The organism is Pseudomonas sp. 31-12, from assembly GCF_003151075.1.
In the GTDB taxonomy this organism is placed as follows: Bacteria; Pseudomonadota; Gammaproteobacteria; order Pseudomonadales; family Pseudomonadaceae; genus Aquipseudomonas.
Map to the genome: position 1 here is coordinate 1950310 of NZ_CP029482.1, position 20724 is coordinate 1971033.

Here is a 20724-nt window from a genome sequence, read left to right on the forward strand (position 1 = left end):
TGGCTACGTTGAATCTTAAACACCTGATGGTGGCCGCTCTGATGCTGTCCGCAGCGTTCAACGCGCAAGCCGAGCGGCTGAAGGATATCGCCAGTATTTCCGGCGTGCGTTCCAACCAATTGATCGGCTACGGCCTGGTGGTCGGGCTTAACGGAACCGGCGACCAGACGACGCAAACCCCGTTCACCCTGCAGACCTTCAACAACATGCTCTCGCAGTTCGGCATCAAGGTGCCGCCGGGTTCGGGCAACGTGCAGCTGAAGAACGTCGCCGCCGTGTCGATCAGTGCCGATCTGCCGGCGTTCGCCAAGCCGGGTCAACAGGTCGACATTACCGTTTCGTCCATCGGTAACTCCAAGAGCCTGCGCGGCGGCACCTTGCTGCTGACGCCGCTTAAAGGTATCGACGGCAACGTCTACGCGATCGCCCAGGGCAACCTGGTGGTCGGCGGTTTTGATGCCGAAGGTCGCGACGGTTCGAAGATCACCGTCAACGTTCCGTCGGCTGGTCGTATTCCGGGCGGTGCCTCGGTGGAGCGTTCGGTGCCGAGCGGTTTCAACCAGGGCAACAGCCTGACCCTGAACCTCAACCGTTCCGACTTCACCACCGCCAAGCGCATCGTCGACAAGATCAACGACATGCTCGGCCCTGGCGTGGCCCAGGCCATCGACGGCGGTTCGATCCGTGTCAGCGCGCCACTCGATCCAAGTCAGCGCGTCGACTATCTGTCGATCCTCGAGAACCTTGAAGTCGACCCGGGTCAGGCGGTGGCGAAAGTCATCATCAACTCGCGCACCGGCACCATCGTGATCGGCCAGAACGTCAAGGTTTCGCCAGCCGCCGTCACTCACGGCAGCCTGACGGTGACCATCACCGAAGACCCGATCGTCAGCCAGCCCGGCCCTCTGTCCAATGGCCAGACCGCCGTCGTGCCGCGCTCGCGAGTCAACGCCGAGCAAGAAGCCAAGCCGATGTTCAAGTTCGGCCCGGGCACCACCCTCGACGAGATCGTGCGGGCGGTGAACCAGGTCGGCGCGGCGCCGGGTGACTTGATGGCGATCCTCGAGGCACTGAAGCAGGCCGGCGCGTTGCAAGCCGACTTGATCGTGATCTGAGGACAGCGACCATGGATATGCGCAAGGGCGGCCTGGGTGTCAGCAGCAACGATTCGGGCTCCTATTCGGACTTGAATCGTTTGAACCAGCTCAAGGTCGGCGACAAGGACAGTGACGCGAACATGCGCAAAGTGGCGCAGGAATTCGAGTCGCTGTTCCTCGGTGAAATGCTCAAGTCCATGCGCTCGGCCACCGATGCGCTGGGCAAGGACAACCCGCTCAACACGCCGGCGGCCAAGCAATACCAGGAAATGTACGACCAGCAGTTGGCCGTTTCCATGTCCCGCGAGGGCGGCGGTATTGGTCTGGCAGACGTGTTGATGCGCCAGATGTCGAAGAACAAACCGCTGGCGCCGGGTGAGGCTGCGGCCGCATCCGCCGCCAAGCAGGAAGCGGCGAAAGCGGCCGTGCCGACACCGGTTGCCGCGGGCACCGTGGCCACCGACGGTCCGCTGTCGCGGCTCAATGGTCAGCGTCCGTTGTGGGCCTCGCGCTCGGTGAAAGCACCGACAGGCGAGGGCACGCATCACAATGACATGGAGCTGATCAATCAGCGCCGTCTGGCCTTGCCGCCGAAACTGGCCGATCGCTTGCTCGCCGGTCTGGTGCCTTCGGCAACGACGACCGCCGCGACAACCCCGAACAAAACCTTGCTGCCTGAACGCGCCGCGACGCCGGTAGTGACCGGTGCCGGACCGCTGTTCAATGGTGACTGGCTGCCTTCGCCAGCCGATAACAAATCGAGCGGACGCTTGCAGGTTTACGGCCGTGCGATGGCGCAGATTCCACTGGCGCCGCCGAAGAAAGCCTTCAGCTCCGCTGACGAATTCGTCAACACCATGCTGCCGATGGCCAAGGAAGCCGCCGACCGGATCGGCGTCGATCCGCGTTACCTGGTGGCCCAGGCAGCGCTGGAAACCGGTTGGGGCAAATCGGTCATGCGCGCTCAGGATGGCAGCAGCAGCCACAACCTGTTCGGCATCAAGGCCAGCAGCAGTTGGAAGGGTGAATCGGCGCGCGCAATCACCAGCGAATTCAGGAATGGCGAGATGGTCAAGGAGACGGCTGAATTCCGTTCCTACGACTCGTACAAAGACAGCTTCCATGACCTGGTGACTTTGCTGCAAACCAATAATCGCTATCAAGATGTTCTGAAGTCTGCCGATAACCCGGAACAGTTTGTACGCGAGCTGCAGAAAGCCGGTTATGCAACCGACCCGGCCTACGCAAGCAAGATTTCGCAGATAGCCAAGCAGATGACGAGTTACCAAAACTACGCTGCGGCGGGCGCTTCCACTACGCCTCTATAGGCACAAGGCATAAGGTCTGAACCATGAGTTTGCTCAATATCGGGATGTCGGGTCTGGCCGCTGGCCAATCCTCGTTGATGACTACCGGCAATAACATTGCCAACGCCGACACCGCCGGTTACTCACGCCAGCAAACCGTGCAGGGCACCAAAGCCTCGAATCAGTTCGGCAATGTCTACATCGGCACCGGTACGACCCTGGCCGATGTGCGCCGCGTCTACAACAGCTACCTCGATGCGCAATTGCAGACCACCACCTCGCTCAACAGCGATGCGGCCGCGTATGCCGGGCAGATCAGCCCGCTCGACGCCTTGCTCTCGGACAGCGGCACCGGCCTCAATGGCGCCCTGACCAAGTTCTTCGCCTCGGTGCAGAACGTCAACGCCAAGCCGGGTGATGACGCGTCGCGCCAGCTGCTGCTCAGCGATGCCCAGGCCTTGAGCAATCGTTTCAACTCAGTGTCCAGCCAGTTGACGCAGCAGAACGCGAACATCAACGGCAACCTGACGAACATGGCCGATCAGGTCAATAAACTCGCCGCCACCGTGGCGCAGTTGAACCAGAAGATTTCCGAGATTTCCAAGTCCGGCGGTATGCCGAACGAGCTGCTCGATGCGCGTAACGAAACCGTGCGTCAGCTCTCCACCTTCACCGGTGCGCAGGTCATCGAGCACGACGGTAACCTCGACGTTTACCTGGGCAGCGGCCAGCCGTTGGTTATAGGCGGCACTGCCAGCACCCTGTCCATGGCACCCAGCCTGAACGATCCTTCGCGCATGGGCATTCAGCTCAATCGCGCCGGCAGCAGCGTCGACATCACCTCGGTCATGACCGGTGGTGAAATGGGCGGCCTGCTGCGTTATCGCAGCACCGTGCTGGACCCGGCCATGAACGAACTGGGCCGCGTGGCCCTGGTGGTCGCCGATCAGATGAACAGCCTCCAGGCCCAGGGCATCGACAAGAACGGTGCGTTTGGCTCGAACCTGTTCAACAGCATCAACAGTGCCGCACAGATGGCCAGCCGCAGTATCGCCACCGTTGGCAACAGCGCCGGTTCAGGCAACTTTGATGTGACCATCGCGGACAGCGGCAAGCTGACCATCAACGATTACAAGGTCACGTTCACCAGCGCCACTGACTACACCTTGCAGCGCCTGCCTGAAGGCACCGCCATGGGCGCGTTCAGCACGCTGACCACGCCGCCGCCAGTGATCGATGGTTTCTCCATGAAGCTCACCGGTGGCACCGCCGCCGCCGGCGACACTTTCAAGATCACCCCGACCCGCAACGCGGCCACGAACATCAAGACCGAGATGACCGACTCCAAGCGTCTGGCAATCGCGGCACCGTTGGGTGCGGCTATTGCTGCTGGCGGCAGCGGCACATTGACGATTCCGGCCAGCGGTCAACCGACCCTGACTACGCAGTTCGATATTTATGACTCGGCCACCACTACAGCGATCCAGAATGGTCTGAAGACTTCGACGCCGGTCAAGATCGTGTTTGGTGCGGCGGGTGGTACGACTCAGACTTACCAAATGCTCGATGCTCAAGGCAACCCGCTCAGCAGCGGCACCATCGTGCCGGGCCAGAACAATACGCTGAGCCTGACCATTCCACTGGTCGACGCCAGCGGCGCCGCGATCAATGATCCGGGACCGCCCATCGTGCAGCGCACTGTATCGTTCGACATGACTGTGGCCGGTTCGCCAGGTAACGGTACCGCGATCAACGTCTCGCTCAGCCAGCCGGGTTCGCTGGACAACCGTAACGGCACTGCACTGGCCGGTTTGCAGACCAAGCAGACCGTGGATACCGGGTCGGCCAGTAACGGTATTTCCCTGAACGACGCCTACGGCAAACTGGTCTCGGGTGTTGGTGCCAAGGCGGCCCAAGGCAAACTCGATAGCGCTGCCACCGAAGCGATTCTGGCTAACGCCAAGGGCGCTCGGGACTCGCTGTCAGGAGTCGACCTCGATGAGGAAACCGGCAACCTGGTCAAGTATCAGCAGTACTACACCGCGTCTTCGCAGATCATCAAGGCTGCGCAGGAAATCTTCAGCACACTGATCAACAGTCTTTAAGGAGTCGTAGCCCATGCGCATTTCTACCGCCCAGTTTTACGAGTCCTCTGCTGCCAACTATCAGAAGAATTTCGCCAACGTGGTCAAGAGCAGCGAAGAGGCCAGCAGCCTGGTTCGTGTGAACACGGCGGCTGATGATCCGGTCGGCGCTTCGCGTTTGCTGCAGTTGGGTCAGCAGGCTTCGATGCTTGATCAATACGAAGCCAACATGACCACCATCAAAGGCACCCTCGGCCAGACCGAAGCGGTGATGACCAGCATCGGCAACGTGCTGCAACGCGCCAAAGAGCTGGCGCTGGGTGCGGGCAACGCCGGCTATACCGATGCCGACCGCCAGGCGAACGCTTCCGAACTGGGGCAGATTGAAGAGCAACTGCTCAGCCTGATGAACACCAAGGATGAAAACGGCAAGTACATCTTCGCCGGATCCAAGGGTGATGTCGTGCCGTTCACCCGCAATACCGATGGCAGCTACACCTACAACGGTGATCAGGTCACGCTGGATCTGCCGATTGGCGATACCCAGTCGATGGCCACCAACAGCACCGGTTGGGAGGTGTTCCAGCAGGCGATCAACACTACCCGGACTCAAGCCACGCTCACCACGCCTGCGGTCGATGACGGTCGTGTGGTGTTGTCCAACGGTCAGGTCGGCTCCGATGTCACCTACAACGCCAAGTTCCGCAGCGGCGAACCTTACACCGTGTCGTTCCTGAGCAGCACGCAGTTGCAAATCACCGATGCGCTGGGTAACGACGTGACGGCCGAAGCCAGTCAGAACGGTGTGTTCTCTTCCACTAACGCAGCCAGTCAAACCGTGAGCTTTCGTGGCGTTGACCTGAAACTCAATATCAACCTCAAGACGGGTGATACCAACCCTGACGCGGTCATCGCCGGGCACAGCTTCACGCTGGCAGCCAAGCCGGACAGCTTCAACACTTCGCGCAGCCCGGGCAACCCGTCGACTGCACTGGTGACTGATGCCTCTGTGACCAACAGCACCGACTACCACGCCAGCTTCCCGGGCGGCGGGGCGATTCTCAAGTTCACCAGTGCCACGAACTTCGAGCTCTATGCCGCGCCATTGACCGCCAACAGTAAACCGGTGTCCACCGGTACCATGGCCGGTACGACCGCGACAGCGTCGGGTGTTTCGTTCACTGTGGCTGGTACGCCGGGTACAGGCGATCAGTTCTCTGTGGCGGTCAATACGCACCAGACCCAGAATATTCTGGACACCGTCAACCAGCTGAAAACAGCCCTGTCGACGCCAACCAACAATGATCCGATTGCCATTCAGAAAATGAACGCTGCGGTCACTGCCGGTATGGGTAACCTGTCCAGCGGTATGGATCAACTTGCTTCAAGTATCAGTTCTGTAGGTGGTCGCGGTGCGTCATTGGTGACTCAGACCGATATCAACCAGAGCCTGGCACTCGCCAACACCCAGACCCAATCGGCCATTCGCGATTCCGATCCGGCTGAAGTGATGACCCGCCTGACTCTGCAGCAGACCATGCTGCAAGCTTCGCAGCTGGCGTTCAGCAAGATCGCTCAATTGGGGCTGTTCAACAAAGTCTGAGTCAGGGCCTTCGCGATGATCTCGCGAAGGCTTGCGACTGCCGAGTGCAAACCGTCTTTATTCAGCGGTTCGGGGAGTTTCACTTCGTTGAAGTAAGCTCCCGCCGCTCGCGAGTTCTCCCGCCGTGAAACCAGCACCTCTTGTCACCATCGCCATTCCCGCCTTCAACCCGCAGTTCTTCCAGACGGCGCTGCAAAGCGCGCTGAGTCAGACCTACGCCAATCTTGAAGTGATCGTCTGCGATGACAGTGGCGGTGATGAGATCCGCGAGATCATCGATGCCTGTGAGGTACCTGTCTCGATTCGTCTGCGCTATGTGCGCAATCCCCAGCGCCTGGGTTTTCAGGCCAATCTCATGGCCTGTGCGCAGGAGGCCAGCGGTGACTATCTGAAGTTGCTGTGTGACGACGACCAACTGCTCCCTGAATGCATCGCTCAGCAGATCGTCGGCTTCATTGACCACGACGATGTCAACCTGGTGATCGCCCAGCGGCAGTTTTACGACGCGGATTACATCCTGCTTTCCGACCGCGTGGAAAACTGCTGTTTTTCCACGGGTGTCACCTTGTTCAAGGGGGAGGATCTGCTGGGCATTCTGGAAAGCAGTCTGGTCAATTTCCTCAGTGGCCTCAGCGGGGCGTTGTTGCGAACCCGGCATGCGCTGGAATATTTGCCGGCCCTGACTCAGATCGGCGAAGGTTTTATCGCTTGTCTGGACTTCGCCTTGTTTGCCTGCCTGCTACGCCGTGGAAATCTGGTGGTGGTGAGTCAGGTGATGAGCCTTGAGCGTTTGCATCCGGCGCGGCTGAGCGATCAGGCGTTAGTCAGGGCTGCGCGAATGACAGAACTCGACTGGCTCAAGCAAATGCTTGTCTTGCGCAGTGGTGAGCCGGCGCCCGCGCCGGGCTGGGTACGTTATCTGGCACTGGCCGATGCGATAGAGGGGCAAGCCTATGCCTGGGAAGAAACCGCGCTGGGCCGGCAACTGGGCTTCATTCAAACGATGGTGCACACCCGGGTAGGTGTCGAGTGCGACAGCTTTGCCGACATGTACCGGGAATGGTTGTCCTGCCGTCGTTTGAAACCGGCCCAGCAACGTTTGCTCGACACCCGTTTGCAGAGTTGGAGCTGGCGTCCGCGCATCGTGCCGATTGTTCTCGACAACGAAGGCGATGTTCCGGCACTGGAGGAAACGCTCAAGAGTATTCGTCAGCAAACCTATGCCGCCGAGCAGGTGGTGGTGCTGTCTGATTTGCAGCACACGCCATGCGACGGCGTGCGTCATGTGCGTCTGGAGAATGATTCGGTTGCCCAGTTCAATCGACTGCTGACCCAGTTGGACAACGCAGACTGGATCTATCTGGTTCGCGCGGGCGATCGCTTGAATGAACTGGCTTTACTGTTGCTGGCAGAGCGCATGGTGGAAATGCCTGACGTGCGCTGCCTCTACAGTGACGAGGGCGGATTGCGCGATGAGGTGTCGATCGAGCCGGTATTCAAACCGGATTTTAACCTGGATCTGATGCGCAGCTATCCTTATGTCGGCCGTGTGTTGGCCCTGCAGCGACAGCGGATGATCGAGCTGGGCGGCATGCAAGATGGTTTTGGCGAGCTGGGGGGGCATGACCTGGTCTGGCGTCTGGTGGAGAGTAACGGGCCGCACGCAATCGGGCACATTGCTGAAATTCTCGTGGAGTCTGCTCTGCGTCTTTCCCAGTGGCTGACGCAGCCGCAGATTATCGAGCAGAACCCTCGGGTGCTGGCCGCGCATCTGCAGCGGCTCGGCGCACCGCACCAAATTCGCCCTGGCAGCCAGCCGATGATCAATCGTGTGGACTACCTGCATGATGAGCTGGTCATGGTCTCGATCGTCATTGCGACCCGCGATGAACTGGGCTCTCTGGAGCGTTGCGTCGAAAGTCTGCTGGAGAAAACCGCCTGCCAACGCTATGAAGTTCTCATTGTCGACCATGGCAGTACTGCCGTTGATGCCTGTAACTGGCTGTCGGCCATGGAGCAAATGGGCAGTGACAAACTTCGGGTGTTGCGCTGTGGTCATGGTGACAATCTGGCGGCCGTGCAGAACTTCGCTGCCGAACACGCCCGCGGCGACTATCTGTTGTTTCTCAGTCCCTACAGTGTCGTTGTGAACCCTGATTGGCTTGACGAGTTGCTCAATCATGCTCAGCGTCCGGAAGTCGGCGTGGTCGGCGGTCGACTGGTGAGTCCGCAAGGGCGTATCGAGGGAACGGCTCAGGTACTGGGGTTGCGGGGGGCCATCGGTGTTCCCAATCGTGGCGAGCCGCTCAACACGCCGGGTTACATGCAGCGCCAGCAGACGGTGCAGAATTTCAGTGCCGTGGGCATCGATTGCCTGCTTGTGCGCAAGAAGGTTTTTGACGAGTTGCATGGCCTGGACGAGCAAAATCTGGCGCAAGCACTCAATGGCGCTGACTTTTGCCTGCGTGTGAAGCAAAACGGATACCTGGTGGTGTGGACTCCCTACGCCGAATTGATGCGAGTGGTTCCATCCTCTGCCTTCAATCCCGCTCCCCGGGTGTTGCAAGCCGAACAACAAAGTTTTTACCAGCGATGGTTGCCGGTGATAGCCAGGGATCCGGCCTACAACCCCAATCTGAGTCTGGGTACCAGCAACTTCAGTCTGGAACCGGGATTCAAGGATGGCTGGGACCCGTTCTCGCGTCAGCTTTTGCCCAAAATCCTGGCGATTCCAATCAATACCACCGCAGTGGGCCATTACCGGGTTGCCCAGCCGTTCCGTGAGTTGGAGGCGGCCGGGCGCGTGGTGGGGCACTTGAGTTATCACACGCCGACAGGCATTGACCTTGAGCGGTGCTCTCCCGACGTGATCGTGTTGCAGGGGCGCTATAGCCAGAATGCGGTCGATGAGGTTGAACGAGTCAAAAACTGCTCGCACGCTTTCCGCATCTTCGAACTTGACGATTATGTGATTGATGTTCCGAAAAAGAACGCGCACCTGCGCAACGCCGAGGTCGGGGTCGATAAAATAGTGCGACGTGGCGTAGGGCTGTGTGATCGGGTGGTGGTCTCGACCCAACCTTTGGCCGATGCATTGCGGGACATGCATCACGATATCCGGGTGGTCCCGAACATGCTTGCGCCGCACCTCTGGGTCGGGCTCACCAGTCAGCGCCGTACCTCTCGCAAACCTCGTGTGGGTTGGGGCGGCGGGACGAGCCATGATGGAGATCTGGCCATCATTGCCGACGTGGTACGCCTGCTTGCCGACGAAGTCGAATGGGTGTTCTTCGGCATGTGTCCGCAGGCTTTGCGTCCGTTTGTCCATGAGTTCCATCCCAGCATCGGCCTGGAGGCCTATCCGACCAAACTGGCCAGCCTGAACCTCGATCTGGCACTGGCGCCGCTGGAATTTCACATCTTCAACGACTGCAAGAGCAACCTGCGTCTGCTGGAGTACGGCGCCTGCGGTTACCCGGTGATTTGCACCGACACTGAAGCCTATCGCGGCTATTTGCCCTGCACCAAGGTTGTGAGCAACAGTACCGAAGAATGGCTTGAGGCAATCCGCATGCACCTGTCCGACCCTGATGCGAGCTATCGCATGGGTGATGCACTGCGAGAGGAGGTGCTGCGCGATTACATGCTCAAGGGCAACAACCTCAACTACTGGGCCGAGGGCTGGCTGCCAAACTGATCGAACATGGATGTACACCTGCAGGCGGCCTTGGGCCGCCTGTTTTGTGTGCGCCCAGCATGGACGCCATCTTGTGGGTGAGAGTCCCACCGTAAGCTGACCACAGCGAAACCTTACATTTTGGGGTTGGAAAGCTTACTTCGGGTTGTCGCAAACTCCAGCCGTCTGGCGTGAGCTGGACGAATGGATACGGCACCGGCTGCGAGCTATCCAGCTTAAACAATGGTAGCGCGGAACGACGACGTATCGTGAGTTGCGAGCACTTGGCGCGAGTAACCAGGTGGCGCAGAAGGTGGCAGGAAACACCTGCCGCTGGTGGCATAACAGTCGTCTGGAGCCGAATCGCGTGCTTACTATTGCGTGGTTCGACAGGCTGGAATTAGTACGTCTCTCATAACCTCAATCTCACGAACCGCCCGGTGCGGACCCGCATGCCGGGTGGTGTGGCAGGGGAGCGGCCTGTGAAGGCCGTCCCCTATGTCGATTTGTACCGAGCGCGATGGCCGGCTAAAGCCCGGATTGGTTTGTGTCGATATAGGCTCCACAGCTTCGTTTATAAGAAAACCCCTTCTGCGATGCGCGTTTGCACATCGCGACGGAAAGGTATCTGGTTCAACAACATGGCAAGGAAGAAGTCGAAATGGCAGTGATAAACGGGACAAATGGCGTGGATACGCTGACAGGTACCAGTGGGGATGATGAGATCAATGCGTTGGGTGGCAATGATGTGATCATGGGGAGTGCTGGTGCGGACAAGCTGGATGGCGGCACCGGTACCGATACGGTCGACTACTCGACGTCGGCCGCCGGAGTAAACGTTGAGGTCCGTTTTGGTACGGGCATGGCCGGCACCGGTGGCGATGCGGAGGGGGATACCCTGACCAACATCGAAACCGTCATCGGTTCGGCGTTCAATGACACGTTCGCCGTCGGCCCGGATCACACAGCACCCACGATCAGGCTGGAAGGCGGCGCCGGCGACGATATCTACTACATCAACAACGGCGCTACAGCGTCCATCGTCGAACTGGCCGGTGGCGGCAATGACGAAGTGCGCGTGTCGGTGATCAACCCTATCGGCACCGTCCTGGCGGCGAACATCGAGCGTTTGACCTATGCCGGCAGCAAGGCCTTCACCGGTTATGGTAATGCCAGCGACAACATCATCACTGGTGGCTCGGGCAACGACACGCTATATGGCGGCGCGGGTGCCGACCAGTTCATCGGCGGTGCCGGGCTGGATACCGTGGGCTACACCGACAGTACGGCCGGCGTGACCGTCAATCTGAAAACCGGTGTGAATACCGGCATTGCGGCGGGCGATACCTACACCGACATCGAGGCGATCAAGGGTTCCAACTACAACGACACCTTTGTCGGCGATGGCCTGGGCATGGACTTTGATGGCGGGGTCGGTACCGATACGGTCGACTACTCGACGTCGGCCGCCGGAGTAAACGTTGAGGTCCGTTTTGGTACGGGCATGGCCGGCACCGGCGGGGATGCCGCTGGCAGCACCTTGACCAACATCGAAACCGTCATCGGTTCGGCGTTCAATGACACGTTCGCCGTCGGCCCGGATCACACAGCACCCACGATCAGGCTGGAAGGCGGCGCCGGCGACGATATCTACTACATCAACAACGGCGCTACAGCGTCCATCGTCGAACTGGCCGGTGGCGGCAATGACGAAGTGCGCGTGTCGGTGATCAACCCTATCGGCACCGTCCTGGCGGCGAACATCGAGCGTTTGACCTATGCCGGCAGCAAGGCCTTCACCGGTTATGGTAATGCCAGCGACAACATCATCACTGGTGGCTCGGGCAACGACACGCTATATGGCGGCGCGGGTGCCGACCAGTTCATCGGCGGTGCCGGGCTGGATACCGTGGGCTACACCGACAGTACGGCCGGCGTGACCGTCAATCTGAAAACCGGTGTGAATACCGGCATTGCGGCGGGCGATACCTACACCGACATCGAGGCGATCAAGGGTTCCAACTACAACGACACCTTTGTCGGCGATGGCCTGGGCATGGACTTTGATGGCGGGGTCGGTACCGATACGGTCGACTACTCGACGTCGGCCGCCGGAGTAAACGTTGAGGTCCGTTTTGGTACGGGCATGGCCGGCACCGGCGGGGATGCCGCTGGCAGCACCCTGACCAACATCGAAACCGTCATCGGTTCGGCGTTCAATGACACGTTCGCCGTCGGCCCGGATCACACAGCACCCACGATCAGGCTGGAAGGCGGTGCCGGCGACGATATCTACTACATCAACAACGGCGCTACAGCGTCCATCGTCGAACTGGCCGGTGGCGGCAATGACGAAGTGCGCGTGTCGGTGATTAACCCCAACAACACCTACATGGCGGAAAACATCGAGCGTTTGACCTATGTCGGCACTGCCGCGTTCACCGGTTGGGGCAACGCCAGTAACAACATCATCACCGGTGCTTCGGGTAACGACACGCTGTACGGTGGCGCGGGCGCCGACCAGTTCATCGGTGGTGCCGGTTACGACACCGTCGGCTATACCGACAGCAAAGTGGCGGTGAGCATCAACCTGAAGACCGGTGTGTATTCAGGGATTGCGGCGGGTGACACTTTCACCGACATCGAAGCGATCAAGGGCTCCAACTTCAACGACACCTTTGTCGGCGATGGCCGGGGCATGGACTTTGATGGCGGGGTCGGTACCGACACGGTCGATTACTCGACATCGACCGCAGGAGTAAACGTTGAGGTCCGCTTCGGCACAGGCATCGCTGGTACAGGAGGGGATGCCGAAGGCAGCACCCTGGCCAATATCGAGAACGTCATCGGCTCGGCATACAACGACACGTTCACCGTCGATCCGGATCACACAGCACCCGCGATCCGTTTGGAAGGCGGTGCCGGCGACGATATCTACTACATCAACAGCAGCGCCACACCGACCATCGTCGAGCAGGCCGGTGGCGGCAACGATGAAATGCGCGTGTCGGTGATCAACCCCAGCCACACGTACATGGCAGCCAATATCGAGCGTCTGACCTTCGTCGGCGCTGGCGCGTACACCGGTTGGGGCAATGCCGGCGACAACATCATCACCGGTGGTTCTGGCAACGACACACTGTACGGTGGCGCGGGGGCTGACCAGTTTATCGGCGGCGCCGGCCTCGACACGGCGGGTTATCTCGACAGTACCGTGGCGGTGAGTATCAACCTGAAGACGGGTGTGCATTCCGGGATCGCGGCAGGCGACACCTTCACCGCAATTGAGGTGATCAGGGGGTCGAACTACAACGACACCTTCTATGGCGGTACCACTGCGATGGGGCTGGATGGTGCAGCCGGCCAGGATCTGGTCACCTATGAGCAATCCGACAGTGCCGTGAACATCGACCTGAAAACCAAAGCCAACACTGGCGACGCCACTGGCGACACCTACACCGGGATCGAGATTTTCCAGGGCAGTAACTTTGGCGACACGTTGTCCGGATCGACCGGCGTCGACATTTTGATCGGTGGTGCCGGTGCGGATGTGATCGATGGGCGAGAAGGGCTGGACAGTGCCTGGTACATCACCAGTGCCAGCGCCGTGAACATCAACCTGCTGACCGGGGTCAATCAAGGCGGCGATGCGCAAGGCGACTTATTGAGCAACATCGAGCGTGTAGTGGGCAGCCACTTCAATGACACCCTGACCGGTGATGCCAACGTCAACTACCTTGAAGGCGGGTTGGGTAACGACATCATCTACGGTGGCGACGGCAACGATTACCTCTATGGCGGGCTGGTGTCCCAGATCGGGCCATTCACACTGGATGGTCTGATCAATGGGCCGCAGGCTGACACCTTGTATGGCGGCAATGGCAACGACACCATCGTCACCGCTGCCAACGACGAGGGCAGTCGGGCCTATGGTGAAGCGGGGGGCGATGTCATCACGGTGGTTCACGGCATGGCCGACGGTGGGGAAGGTGGCGACCTGCTGACCGGCACGGGCTCCGGTTTCTCGCTGTTTGGCGGTGCTGGCGATGACAAGTTGGTGCTGCAAGCCAGCGGGTCCGCCTTTGGTGGTGAGGGTGACGATACCTACAACGTCAACACCTCGGCACTGGTGACGATCCAGGACGATGGCGCCAGCCGCTTCGACAAAATAGTGCTGTCGTACATCAGCAGTGCCGAACTGCTGGTTGATCGTGTCGGTGATGACCTCTACCTGCACAGGTCGAGTGTTAATCCAGGGCAGGTTCCGCAGGAAGGTGTACAGCTCAAGGACTGGTTTGCCGGCTCCGATACCATCGAGCAAATCCAGACGGCGGACGGACAGCTCTTCAGCTGGCCGGCCAACAGCGATGCGTTTGCCATGTTCGGCTGATACCTGAATCAGGCACCTCCTCTCCTGCAACGGGATTGAAGGTGCCCGCTTTACGCTTGGGGACGAATCCGATCTGCATGATCCGGATTCGTCCCTTTTTTGTGCCTTTTATTTGGATTCATGAGCTGGCGCGTTTCCTGCAAGTCCCCCTCATATCGCCATAAAACGAGCGCTGCGGCCAGTACGCCAGCGCCTGACACGGCAGAGCGTTTCAGCCAGACAGCCCGCACAAGCTGAAGTAGCTTGGCATAGCTCTGTGAAGAACAAGAGGGGAGACGATGAAGGCAGTAATTCTGGCGGGTGGCCTGGGCACGCGGATCAGCGAAGAGTCGCACCTCAAGCCCAAGCCGATGATCGAAATCGGCGGCAAGCCAATTCTTTGGCACATCATGAAACAGTACTCCGCCCACGGGATTCATGACTTCGTGATCTGCCTTGGCTACAAGGGCTATGCGATCAAGGATTTCTTCGCCAACTACTTCCTGCATACCTCCGACGTCACCTTCGACATGCGCAACAACCGCATGGAAGTGCACCAGAATTACAGCGAGCCGTGGAGCGTCACCCTCATCGACACCGGCGAGGACACCATGACCGGTGGCCGCTTGCTGCGCGCCGGCCGTTACCTCAAGGATGAAGAGGCCTTCTGCTTTACCTACGGCGACGGAGTCTCGGATATCAATATCCGTCAACTGGTGGACTACCACACCGCCCACGGTCGTCTGGCGACCGTCACTGCCGTACAACCACCGGGCCGTTATGGTGCCCTGGAGCGTCATGGCGATCAGGTGCTCGGTTTCACCGAGAAGCCCCGCGGCGACGGTGGCTGGATCAATGGCGGTTTCTTTGTGCTTTCGCCGAAAGTGCTGCCGTACATCGGCGGTGACGAGACCACGTGGGAAGCCGAGCCCTTGGCCCGTCTGGCCCAGGAAGAACAGTTGAAGGCTTTCGAACACGAAGGCTTCTGGCACCCGATGGACACCCTGCGCGACAAAAACCACCTCGAAGCGCTGTGGCAGAGCGGGGAGGCCCCATGGAAGCAATGGGCCTGAGTCCGGAATTCTGGCGCGGCAAACGGGTTCTGCTGACCGGTCACACCGGGTTCAAGGGCAGCTGGCTGACGTTGTGGCTGCAAAGCCTCGGTGCCGAGGTCAGCGGGTTTTCGCTCGATCCGTCCACCGAGCCGAGCCTGTTCGAACTGGCCCGGGTGCACGAGGGCATCAACGATCAGCGTGGTGACCTGCGTGATCTCGGCGCCTTGCTGGAATTGATCGCCGAAACCCAGCCGGAAATCGTCCTGCACCTGGCGGCTCAACCGTTGGTGCGCGAAGGCTATCGCGATCCGCTCGGCACCTATTCCAGCAACGTCATGGGCACCCTCAACCTGCTCGAAGCGATCCGCCAGGTCGGTGGCGTGCGCGCCTGCGTGTTGGTGACCACCGACAAGGTCTACGCCAACAGGGAATGGCTGTGGCCGTACCGCGAAGACGAATCCCTCGGCGGTCATGACCCTTACAGCAGCAGCAAGGCTTGCTGTGAATTGTTGGCGCAGTCTTATGCCGCGTCTTTTTTCCCGGCTGACAAGTACGCCGAACACGGCTTGGCGTTGGCCACCGCGCGCGCCGGTAACGTGCTGGGCGGCGGCGACTTCGCTCCGGAGCGCTTGATTCCTGACGTGCTCAAGGCCTGGTCCGCAGACGAGCCCGTGACCCTGCGCTACCCGCAAGCCGTGCGTCCGTGGCAGCACGCATTGGAACCATTGGCTGGCTACCTGAAACTGGCCGCCGGCCTCTACGAGCAAGGCCCGGCGTTTGCCGGCGCGTGGAACTTCGGCCCGAGCGAAGCGGACATGTGCAGCGTCGGCGAAGTGGTCGAGCAGCTCGCCAACCGCTGGCCGCAAGCGCGTGGCTTGCGCATCGAACCGAGTGATTTGCATGAGGCCGGTCTGTTGCGCCTGGACAGCAGCCGCGCCCGGCAACGGTTGGCCTGGCAACCACGCTGGTCGTTGCAGCAGTGCCTGACCCAGACACTCGATTGGCACCTGGCGTGGCAGAACGGCGATGACATGCGTGAAGTCACCCTGAGCCAGTTGAACCTGTACCGAGGCGCGCTGTGAGCGAATTTCAGTTGAAAGCCTTGCCGCTGGCCGGTCTGTTCAGCGTTCAGCACAAACGCGTCGAAGATGATCGTGGGCACTTCGCACGGCTGTTTTGCGAAGGCAGCCTGAACGCCTTCGGCCAGCCGTTTCATATCCGCCAGATCAACCATTCCTGCACACGTTTACGCGGCAGTGTGCGCGGACTGCATTATCAAAATGCCAATGCGCCGGAAGCCAAGTTGATCACTTGCTTGCGCGGTGAGGTCTGGGATGTAGCGGTGGACCTGCGCCCCGACTCCGAGACCTTCCTGCACTGGCACGCCGAGCACCTGAAGGCCGGTGACGGCCGCAGCCTGCTGATCCCGGCCGGGTTCGCCCATGGTTTCCAGACCCTCACTGACGATGCTGAATTGCTCTACCTGCACAGCGCCGATTACATGCCTGCGCACGAAGGTGGTTTGAGCGTGAACGATCCACGACTGGCCATTGCCTGGCCGCTGCCTGTCAATAATCTGTCGGCCCGGGATTCCAGCCATCCCATGCTCGATCAACACTTCGCTGGAGTGCGTCTATGAACTGCCGTGGTTGCGGTACTTCTCTGGCCTTGCCGCTGATCGATCTCGGCACCTCGCCGCCGTCAAACGCCTATGTGCACGCGGATCGCCTGGAACAAGCCGAGCAATGGGTGCCGTTGAAGGTCGCTGTGTGTCAGCAATGCTGGCTGGTGCAGACCGAAGATTACACCAGCGCCGGCAGCCTGTTCGACGCCGAATACGCCTATTTCAGTTCGTTCTCCAGCACTTGGCTGGCCCATGCCGAGCGCTACGTGGCGCAAATGGTCGAGCGTTTCGGCCTGACCGCCGATAGCCGCGTGGTGGAAATCGCCGCCAACGACGGTTACCTGCTGCAGTACGTGGCTGGGCGTGGCATCCCTTGCCTGGGCGTTGAACCGACCCGCAGCACCGCGCAAGCGGCACGGGAGAAAGGCCTGGAGATTCGCGAACTGTTCTTCGGTCGTGAAACCGCCGCGCAACTGAACAGCGAAGGCTGGGCCGCCGACCTGATGGCCGCCAACAACGTGCTCGCCCATGTGCCGGATATCAATGATTTCCTCGGTGGTTTCGCAAGCTTGCTCAAGCCGACAGGCGTGGCGACGTTCGAGTTTCCGCAGCTGCTGACGCTGATGGCGGGGCAGCAGTTCGACACGCTGTATCACGAGCACTATTCCTACTTGTCCCTGACCGCCGTGCAAACCCTGTGCGAGCGCAATGGCCTGGAGGTGTTCGACGTCAGCCAGCTGACGACTCATGGCGGATCGCTGCGGGTGTTCGTGCAGCGCAAGGACGGTGAACGCCGCGCCGTACAACCGACCGTGCAGCAACAGTTGCAGGCTGAACTGGACGCCGGGGTAAAGACGTCCGGGTACTACGCAACCCTGGCGCCAGCGGCTGAACGTATCAAGCACGAACTGCTGCGCTTTCTGTTGCAGGCCAAGGCCGACGGTAAGCGCGTGGTCGGTTATGGCGCTGCCGCCAAGGGCAACACCTTGCTCAACTACGCAGGGGTCAAGCCGGACTTGCTTGCCTGGGTCGCCGATGCCAACCCGCACAAGCAAGGCAAATACCTGCCTGGCAGTCGCATCCCGATTGTGGCGCCTGAGCAGATCGACCTCGAAAAACCGGATTACGTGCTGGTGCTGCCATGGAACCTGCTGCACGAAGTCAGTCAGCAACTGGCGCAGGTGCGTCAGTGGGACGGGCGCTTCGTGATTGCCGTGCCTGAGTTGAGCGTACTTTGAAAGTCCTGGTGACGGGAGCTACGGGCTTCGTCGGGCGGCATTTGGTTGCGGCGTTGCTGACGCGCGGCTGCAGGGTGCGGGCGGCAGCGCGTAACGCAGAAACCGCGCAGAGCATGCCGTGGATCAACGATGTCGAATTCGTGGCGGCGGATGTTCACGCTGCTGATCTCGATGTTGCCGCGTTGACCGATGGCATCGATGCATTGGCGCACCTGGCCTGGCCTGGCCTGCCGAACTATCGGGCGCTGTTCCATTTCGAGCACAACCTGATGGCCGATTACCGCTTTATCAAAAGCGCGGTGGCAGGGGGCGTGAAGCAAGTTCTAGTGACCGGTACCTGCTTCGAGTACGGCATGCAGAGCGGGCCGCTCAGCGAGCAGACCGAACCACGGCCGAGCAATCCCTACGGTCTGGCCAAGCACACCTTGCATTTGTTTTTGCAGAACCTGCAGCAAGAAACGCCGTTCACCCTGCAATGGACGCGGCTGTTCTACCTGCATGGCACCGGGCAGAACCCCAACAGTCTGTTGGCAGCGCTGGATCGGGCGATCGATGCCGGCGAGCCGGCGTTCAACATGTCCGCCGGTGAACAGTTGCGCGATTTTCTGGCGATTGAAACCGCGGCCGGCTATCTCGCCGCGATCCTGCACCAGCGCGACTTCAACGGTGCGGTCAATTGCGCCAGCGGCCAACCGGTGTCGGTGCGGGCACTGGTCGAACAACGCTTGCGCGAACGCGGCGCGATGCTGGATCTGAACCTCGGCCACTATCCGTACCCGACCCACGAGCCGATGGCGTTCTGGGCGATGACCGAACGTTTGCAACAGTTATTGGGAGCAGAGCATGAGGCATGAGTTGTATCGGGTCGCCGACCTGCCGGTGTTGCAGAACCGTACCTTTGCCGATGCGCAATCAGCGAAAGCTTCGGCCAGCGCCGACATGGTGTTGGTACAAGATGAGACGAGCGGGCTGATCTTCAATCAGGCCTTCGATGCCGACAAGCTCAGCTATGACGCTGACTATCAGAACGAGCAGGCGCACTCCGGCCAGTTCCAGAAGCACCTGAGCGATGTCGAAGGGATCATTGCCCGACACTTCAAGGGTCAGGAGCTGATCGAAGTCGGCTGCGGTAAAGGCTACTTTCTCGAACTGCTCAGAGGCCTGGGCTACGCGATCACCGGCATCGACCCGGCCTACGAAGGCGACAACGCCGACGTGATCAAGGCGCCGTTCACCCGCGGGCTCGGTCTGGCGGCGGATGCCATCGTGCTGCGTCATGTGCTGGAGCATATTCAGGATCCGCTGAGCTTTCTGGCGGTCATCGCCGAAGCCAACCAGGGCGGGCAGATCTACATCGAAGTCCCGTGTTTCGACTGGATTCTCGAGCACCGCGCCTGGTTCGACCTGTTTTACGAACACGTCAATTATTTCCGCCTCGATGACCTGCACCGGATGTTCGGCACCGTGCACGAGGCCGGTCACTTGTTCGGTGGCCAATACCTGTACATCGTCGCCGACCTGTCGACGTTGCGGCTGATTCCGGAACAACCGGTGCCGCGCCTGACGCTGCCCGAAGGTTTCACCACCAGCCTCGACCGCGCCGTGCAGATCATTCAGGCCGCGCCCGAGCAAGGTTCGGCGATCTGGGGCGCGTCGTCCAAAGGCGTGATTTACTCGCTGTTCCTGCACCGCGCGGGCGTGGCGGTGGATCGCGTGGTGGATATCAACCCGGCCAAACAGGGCCGATATCTGCCCCTGAGCGGCGCGCGGGTGTCCTCGCCGCAAGAGGCCATGGATGCTTTGCCCGAAGGCACCAACCTGTTTGTGATGAACTCCAATTACCTCGAAGAAATCAAGCGGATGACCGGTGGACGCTACGTCTATCACGCCGTCGACAGCGCTTCGTTCCAGTGACTATTGAGATTCTAAAAAAATGACCGACAACACCATCAATAAAGCCTTCGAAGCCCAGTGCCAGGCAGAAATCGCGAGTCAGGGCGATGACCAGAAACTGACCGTACTGGCGCAGGATTTCTTCAATGAATCGGCCAAGCACAAGTACAGCTACCACTTCTCGTGGATGGGCCGTCCGATCATTCAGTTGCCGCAAGACATGATGGCGATGCAGGAAATCATCTGGCAGGTCAAACCCGACCTGGTGATCGAATGCGGCATCGCCCACGGCGGTTCGATCATCTACTACGCCTCGTTGCTGGAACTGCAAGGCCACGGCGAAGTGCTGGGCATCGACCTCGACATTCGTCCGCACAATCGTGAATCCATCGAAAGCCACCCGATGAGCAAGCGCATTTCGATGATCGAAGGTTCGAGCATTGATCCTGCGATTGCCGCACAAGTATGCGCCGCGGCCGCAGGCAAGAAAGTCATTCTGGTGCTGGACTCCAACCACACTCACGATCACGTACTCGAAGAGCTGCGCCTGTACGCGCCGTTGGTCTCGGTGGACAGCTACTGTGTGGTGATGGACACCGTGGTCGAAGACATGCCGGCCGATTTCTTCCCGGATCGTCCATGGGGCCCGGGCGATAACCCGAAAACTGCCGTATGGAAGTACCTGGAAGAAAACAAGGACTTCGAGATTGACCAGCAGATGCAAAACAAACTGCTGATCACCGTGGCGCCGGACGGTTATCTGCGTCGCGTTCGTTAA

The 20724-nt window shown here is 60.0% G+C and carries 13 protein-coding genes and 1 pseudogene; all 14 read left to right on the forward strand.

Going from position 1 to position 20724, the window contains the following annotated elements; translation table 11 throughout:
- Positions 1 to 26 precede the first annotated feature (26 nt).
- A complete protein-coding gene (locus DJ564_RS09030; protein ID WP_109628551.1) occupies positions 27 to 1115 on the forward strand; it encodes a flagellar basal body P-ring protein FlgI in 1089 nt (362 codons plus the stop codon).
- A gap of 11 nt (positions 1116 to 1126) precedes the next feature.
- On the forward strand, positions 1127 to 2425 hold the full coding sequence (flgJ, locus tag DJ564_RS09035; RefSeq protein WP_109628552.1) for a flagellar assembly peptidoglycan hydrolase FlgJ: 1299 nt from the start codon (positions 1127 to 1129) through the stop codon (positions 2423 to 2425).
- A gap of 23 nt (positions 2426 to 2448) precedes the next feature.
- Positions 2449 to 4509: a flagellar hook-associated protein FlgK gene (gene flgK / locus DJ564_RS09040; protein WP_109628553.1), complete on the forward strand. Its 2061-nt coding sequence runs from the start codon at positions 2449 to 2451 to the stop codon at positions 4507 to 4509.
- Between the two features lie 13 nt (positions 4510 to 4522).
- Positions 4523 to 6091, forward strand: coding sequence for a flagellar hook-associated protein 3 (locus DJ564_RS09045; protein WP_109628554.1), 1569 nt, complete (start codon positions 4523 to 4525; stop codon positions 6089 to 6091).
- Between the two features lie 124 nt (positions 6092 to 6215).
- The gene (locus DJ564_RS09050) at positions 6216 to 9788 is read left to right on the forward strand and encodes a glycosyltransferase (RefSeq protein ID WP_109628555.1); all 3573 of its coding nucleotides are present in this window, start codon (positions 6216 to 6218) and stop codon (positions 9786 to 9788) included.
- A 124-nt stretch (positions 9789 to 9912) separates the two neighbouring features.
- Positions 9913 to 10185, forward strand: a pseudogene (locus DJ564_RS09055) (group II intron maturase-specific domain-containing protein); the annotation flags it as partial.
- A 243-nt stretch (positions 10186 to 10428) separates the two neighbouring features.
- Positions 10429 to 14157: a calcium-binding protein gene (locus DJ564_RS09060; protein WP_109628556.1), complete on the forward strand. Its 3729-nt coding sequence runs from the start codon at positions 10429 to 10431 to the stop codon at positions 14155 to 14157.
- A gap of 278 nt (positions 14158 to 14435) precedes the next feature.
- Positions 14436 to 15209 (forward strand): glucose-1-phosphate cytidylyltransferase, encoded by a 774-nt coding sequence (gene rfbF / locus DJ564_RS09065; protein WP_109628557.1) that lies wholly within the window; start codon positions 14436 to 14438, stop codon positions 15207 to 15209.
- Positions 15191 to 16273, forward strand: coding sequence for a CDP-glucose 4,6-dehydratase (rfbG, locus tag DJ564_RS09070; RefSeq protein ID WP_109628558.1), 1083 nt, complete (start codon positions 15191 to 15193; stop codon positions 16271 to 16273). The genes rfbF and rfbG overlap by 19 nt, the downstream gene beginning before the upstream one ends.
- Complete coding sequence (locus DJ564_RS09075) at positions 16270 to 16830, forward strand: dTDP-4-dehydrorhamnose 3,5-epimerase family protein (protein WP_109628559.1); 561 nt, start codon at positions 16270 to 16272, stop codon at positions 16828 to 16830. The genes rfbG and DJ564_RS09075 overlap by 4 nt, the downstream gene beginning before the upstream one ends.
- On the forward strand, positions 16827 to 18053 hold the full coding sequence (locus tag DJ564_RS09080; protein WP_109628560.1) for a class I SAM-dependent methyltransferase: 1227 nt from the start codon (positions 16827 to 16829) through the stop codon (positions 18051 to 18053). Before DJ564_RS09075 ends, DJ564_RS09080 begins: the two co-directional genes overlap by 4 nt.
- Positions 18050 to 18907, forward strand: a complete 858-nt coding sequence (locus DJ564_RS09085) for an NAD(P)-dependent oxidoreductase (RefSeq protein WP_109628561.1) — start codon at positions 18050 to 18052, stop codon at positions 18905 to 18907. Before DJ564_RS09080 ends, DJ564_RS09085 begins: the two co-directional genes overlap by 4 nt.
- Positions 18897 to 19967 carry a class I SAM-dependent methyltransferase gene (locus DJ564_RS09090; RefSeq protein ID WP_109628562.1) on the forward strand — a complete coding sequence of 357 codons (1071 nt, stop codon included), beginning with the start codon at positions 18897 to 18899 and terminating at the stop codon, positions 19965 to 19967. Before DJ564_RS09085 ends, DJ564_RS09090 begins: the two co-directional genes overlap by 11 nt.
- A 19-nt stretch (positions 19968 to 19986) precedes the next feature.
- Positions 19987 to 20724 (forward strand): cephalosporin hydroxylase family protein, encoded by a 738-nt coding sequence (locus DJ564_RS09095; protein ID WP_109628563.1) that lies wholly within the window; start codon positions 19987 to 19989, stop codon positions 20722 to 20724.

What these genes read in the sequence shown, in the direction of transcription:
- rfbG (WP_109628558.1), top strand. Translation starts at nt 15,191, where the DNA reads ATGGAAGCAATGGGCCTGAGTCCGGAATTCTGGCGCGGCAAACGGGTT.
- DJ564_RS09080 (WP_109628560.1), top strand. Translation starts at nt 16,827, where the DNA reads ATGAACTGCCGTGGTTGCGGTACTTCTCTGGCCTTGCCGCTGATCGAT.
- flgK (WP_109628553.1), top strand. Translation starts at nt 2,449, where the DNA reads ATGAGTTTGCTCAATATCGGGATGTCGGGTCTGGCCGCTGGCCAATCC.
- DJ564_RS09030 (WP_109628551.1), top strand. Translation starts at nt 27, where the DNA reads ATGGTGGCCGCTCTGATGCTGTCCGCAGCGTTCAACGCGCAAGCCGAG.
- DJ564_RS09090 (WP_109628562.1), top strand. Translation starts at nt 18,897, where the DNA reads ATGAGGCATGAGTTGTATCGGGTCGCCGACCTGCCGGTGTTGCAGAAC.
- DJ564_RS09095 (WP_109628563.1), top strand. Translation starts at nt 19,987, where the DNA reads ATGACCGACAACACCATCAATAAAGCCTTCGAAGCCCAGTGCCAGGCA.
- flgJ (WP_109628552.1), top strand. Translation starts at nt 1,127, where the DNA reads ATGGATATGCGCAAGGGCGGCCTGGGTGTCAGCAGCAACGATTCGGGC.
- rfbF (WP_109628557.1), top strand. Translation starts at nt 14,436, where the DNA reads ATGAAGGCAGTAATTCTGGCGGGTGGCCTGGGCACGCGGATCAGCGAA.
- DJ564_RS09060 (WP_109628556.1), top strand. Translation starts at nt 10,429, where the DNA reads ATGGCAGTGATAAACGGGACAAATGGCGTGGATACGCTGACAGGTACC.
- DJ564_RS09045 (WP_109628554.1), top strand. Translation starts at nt 4,523, where the DNA reads ATGCGCATTTCTACCGCCCAGTTTTACGAGTCCTCTGCTGCCAACTAT.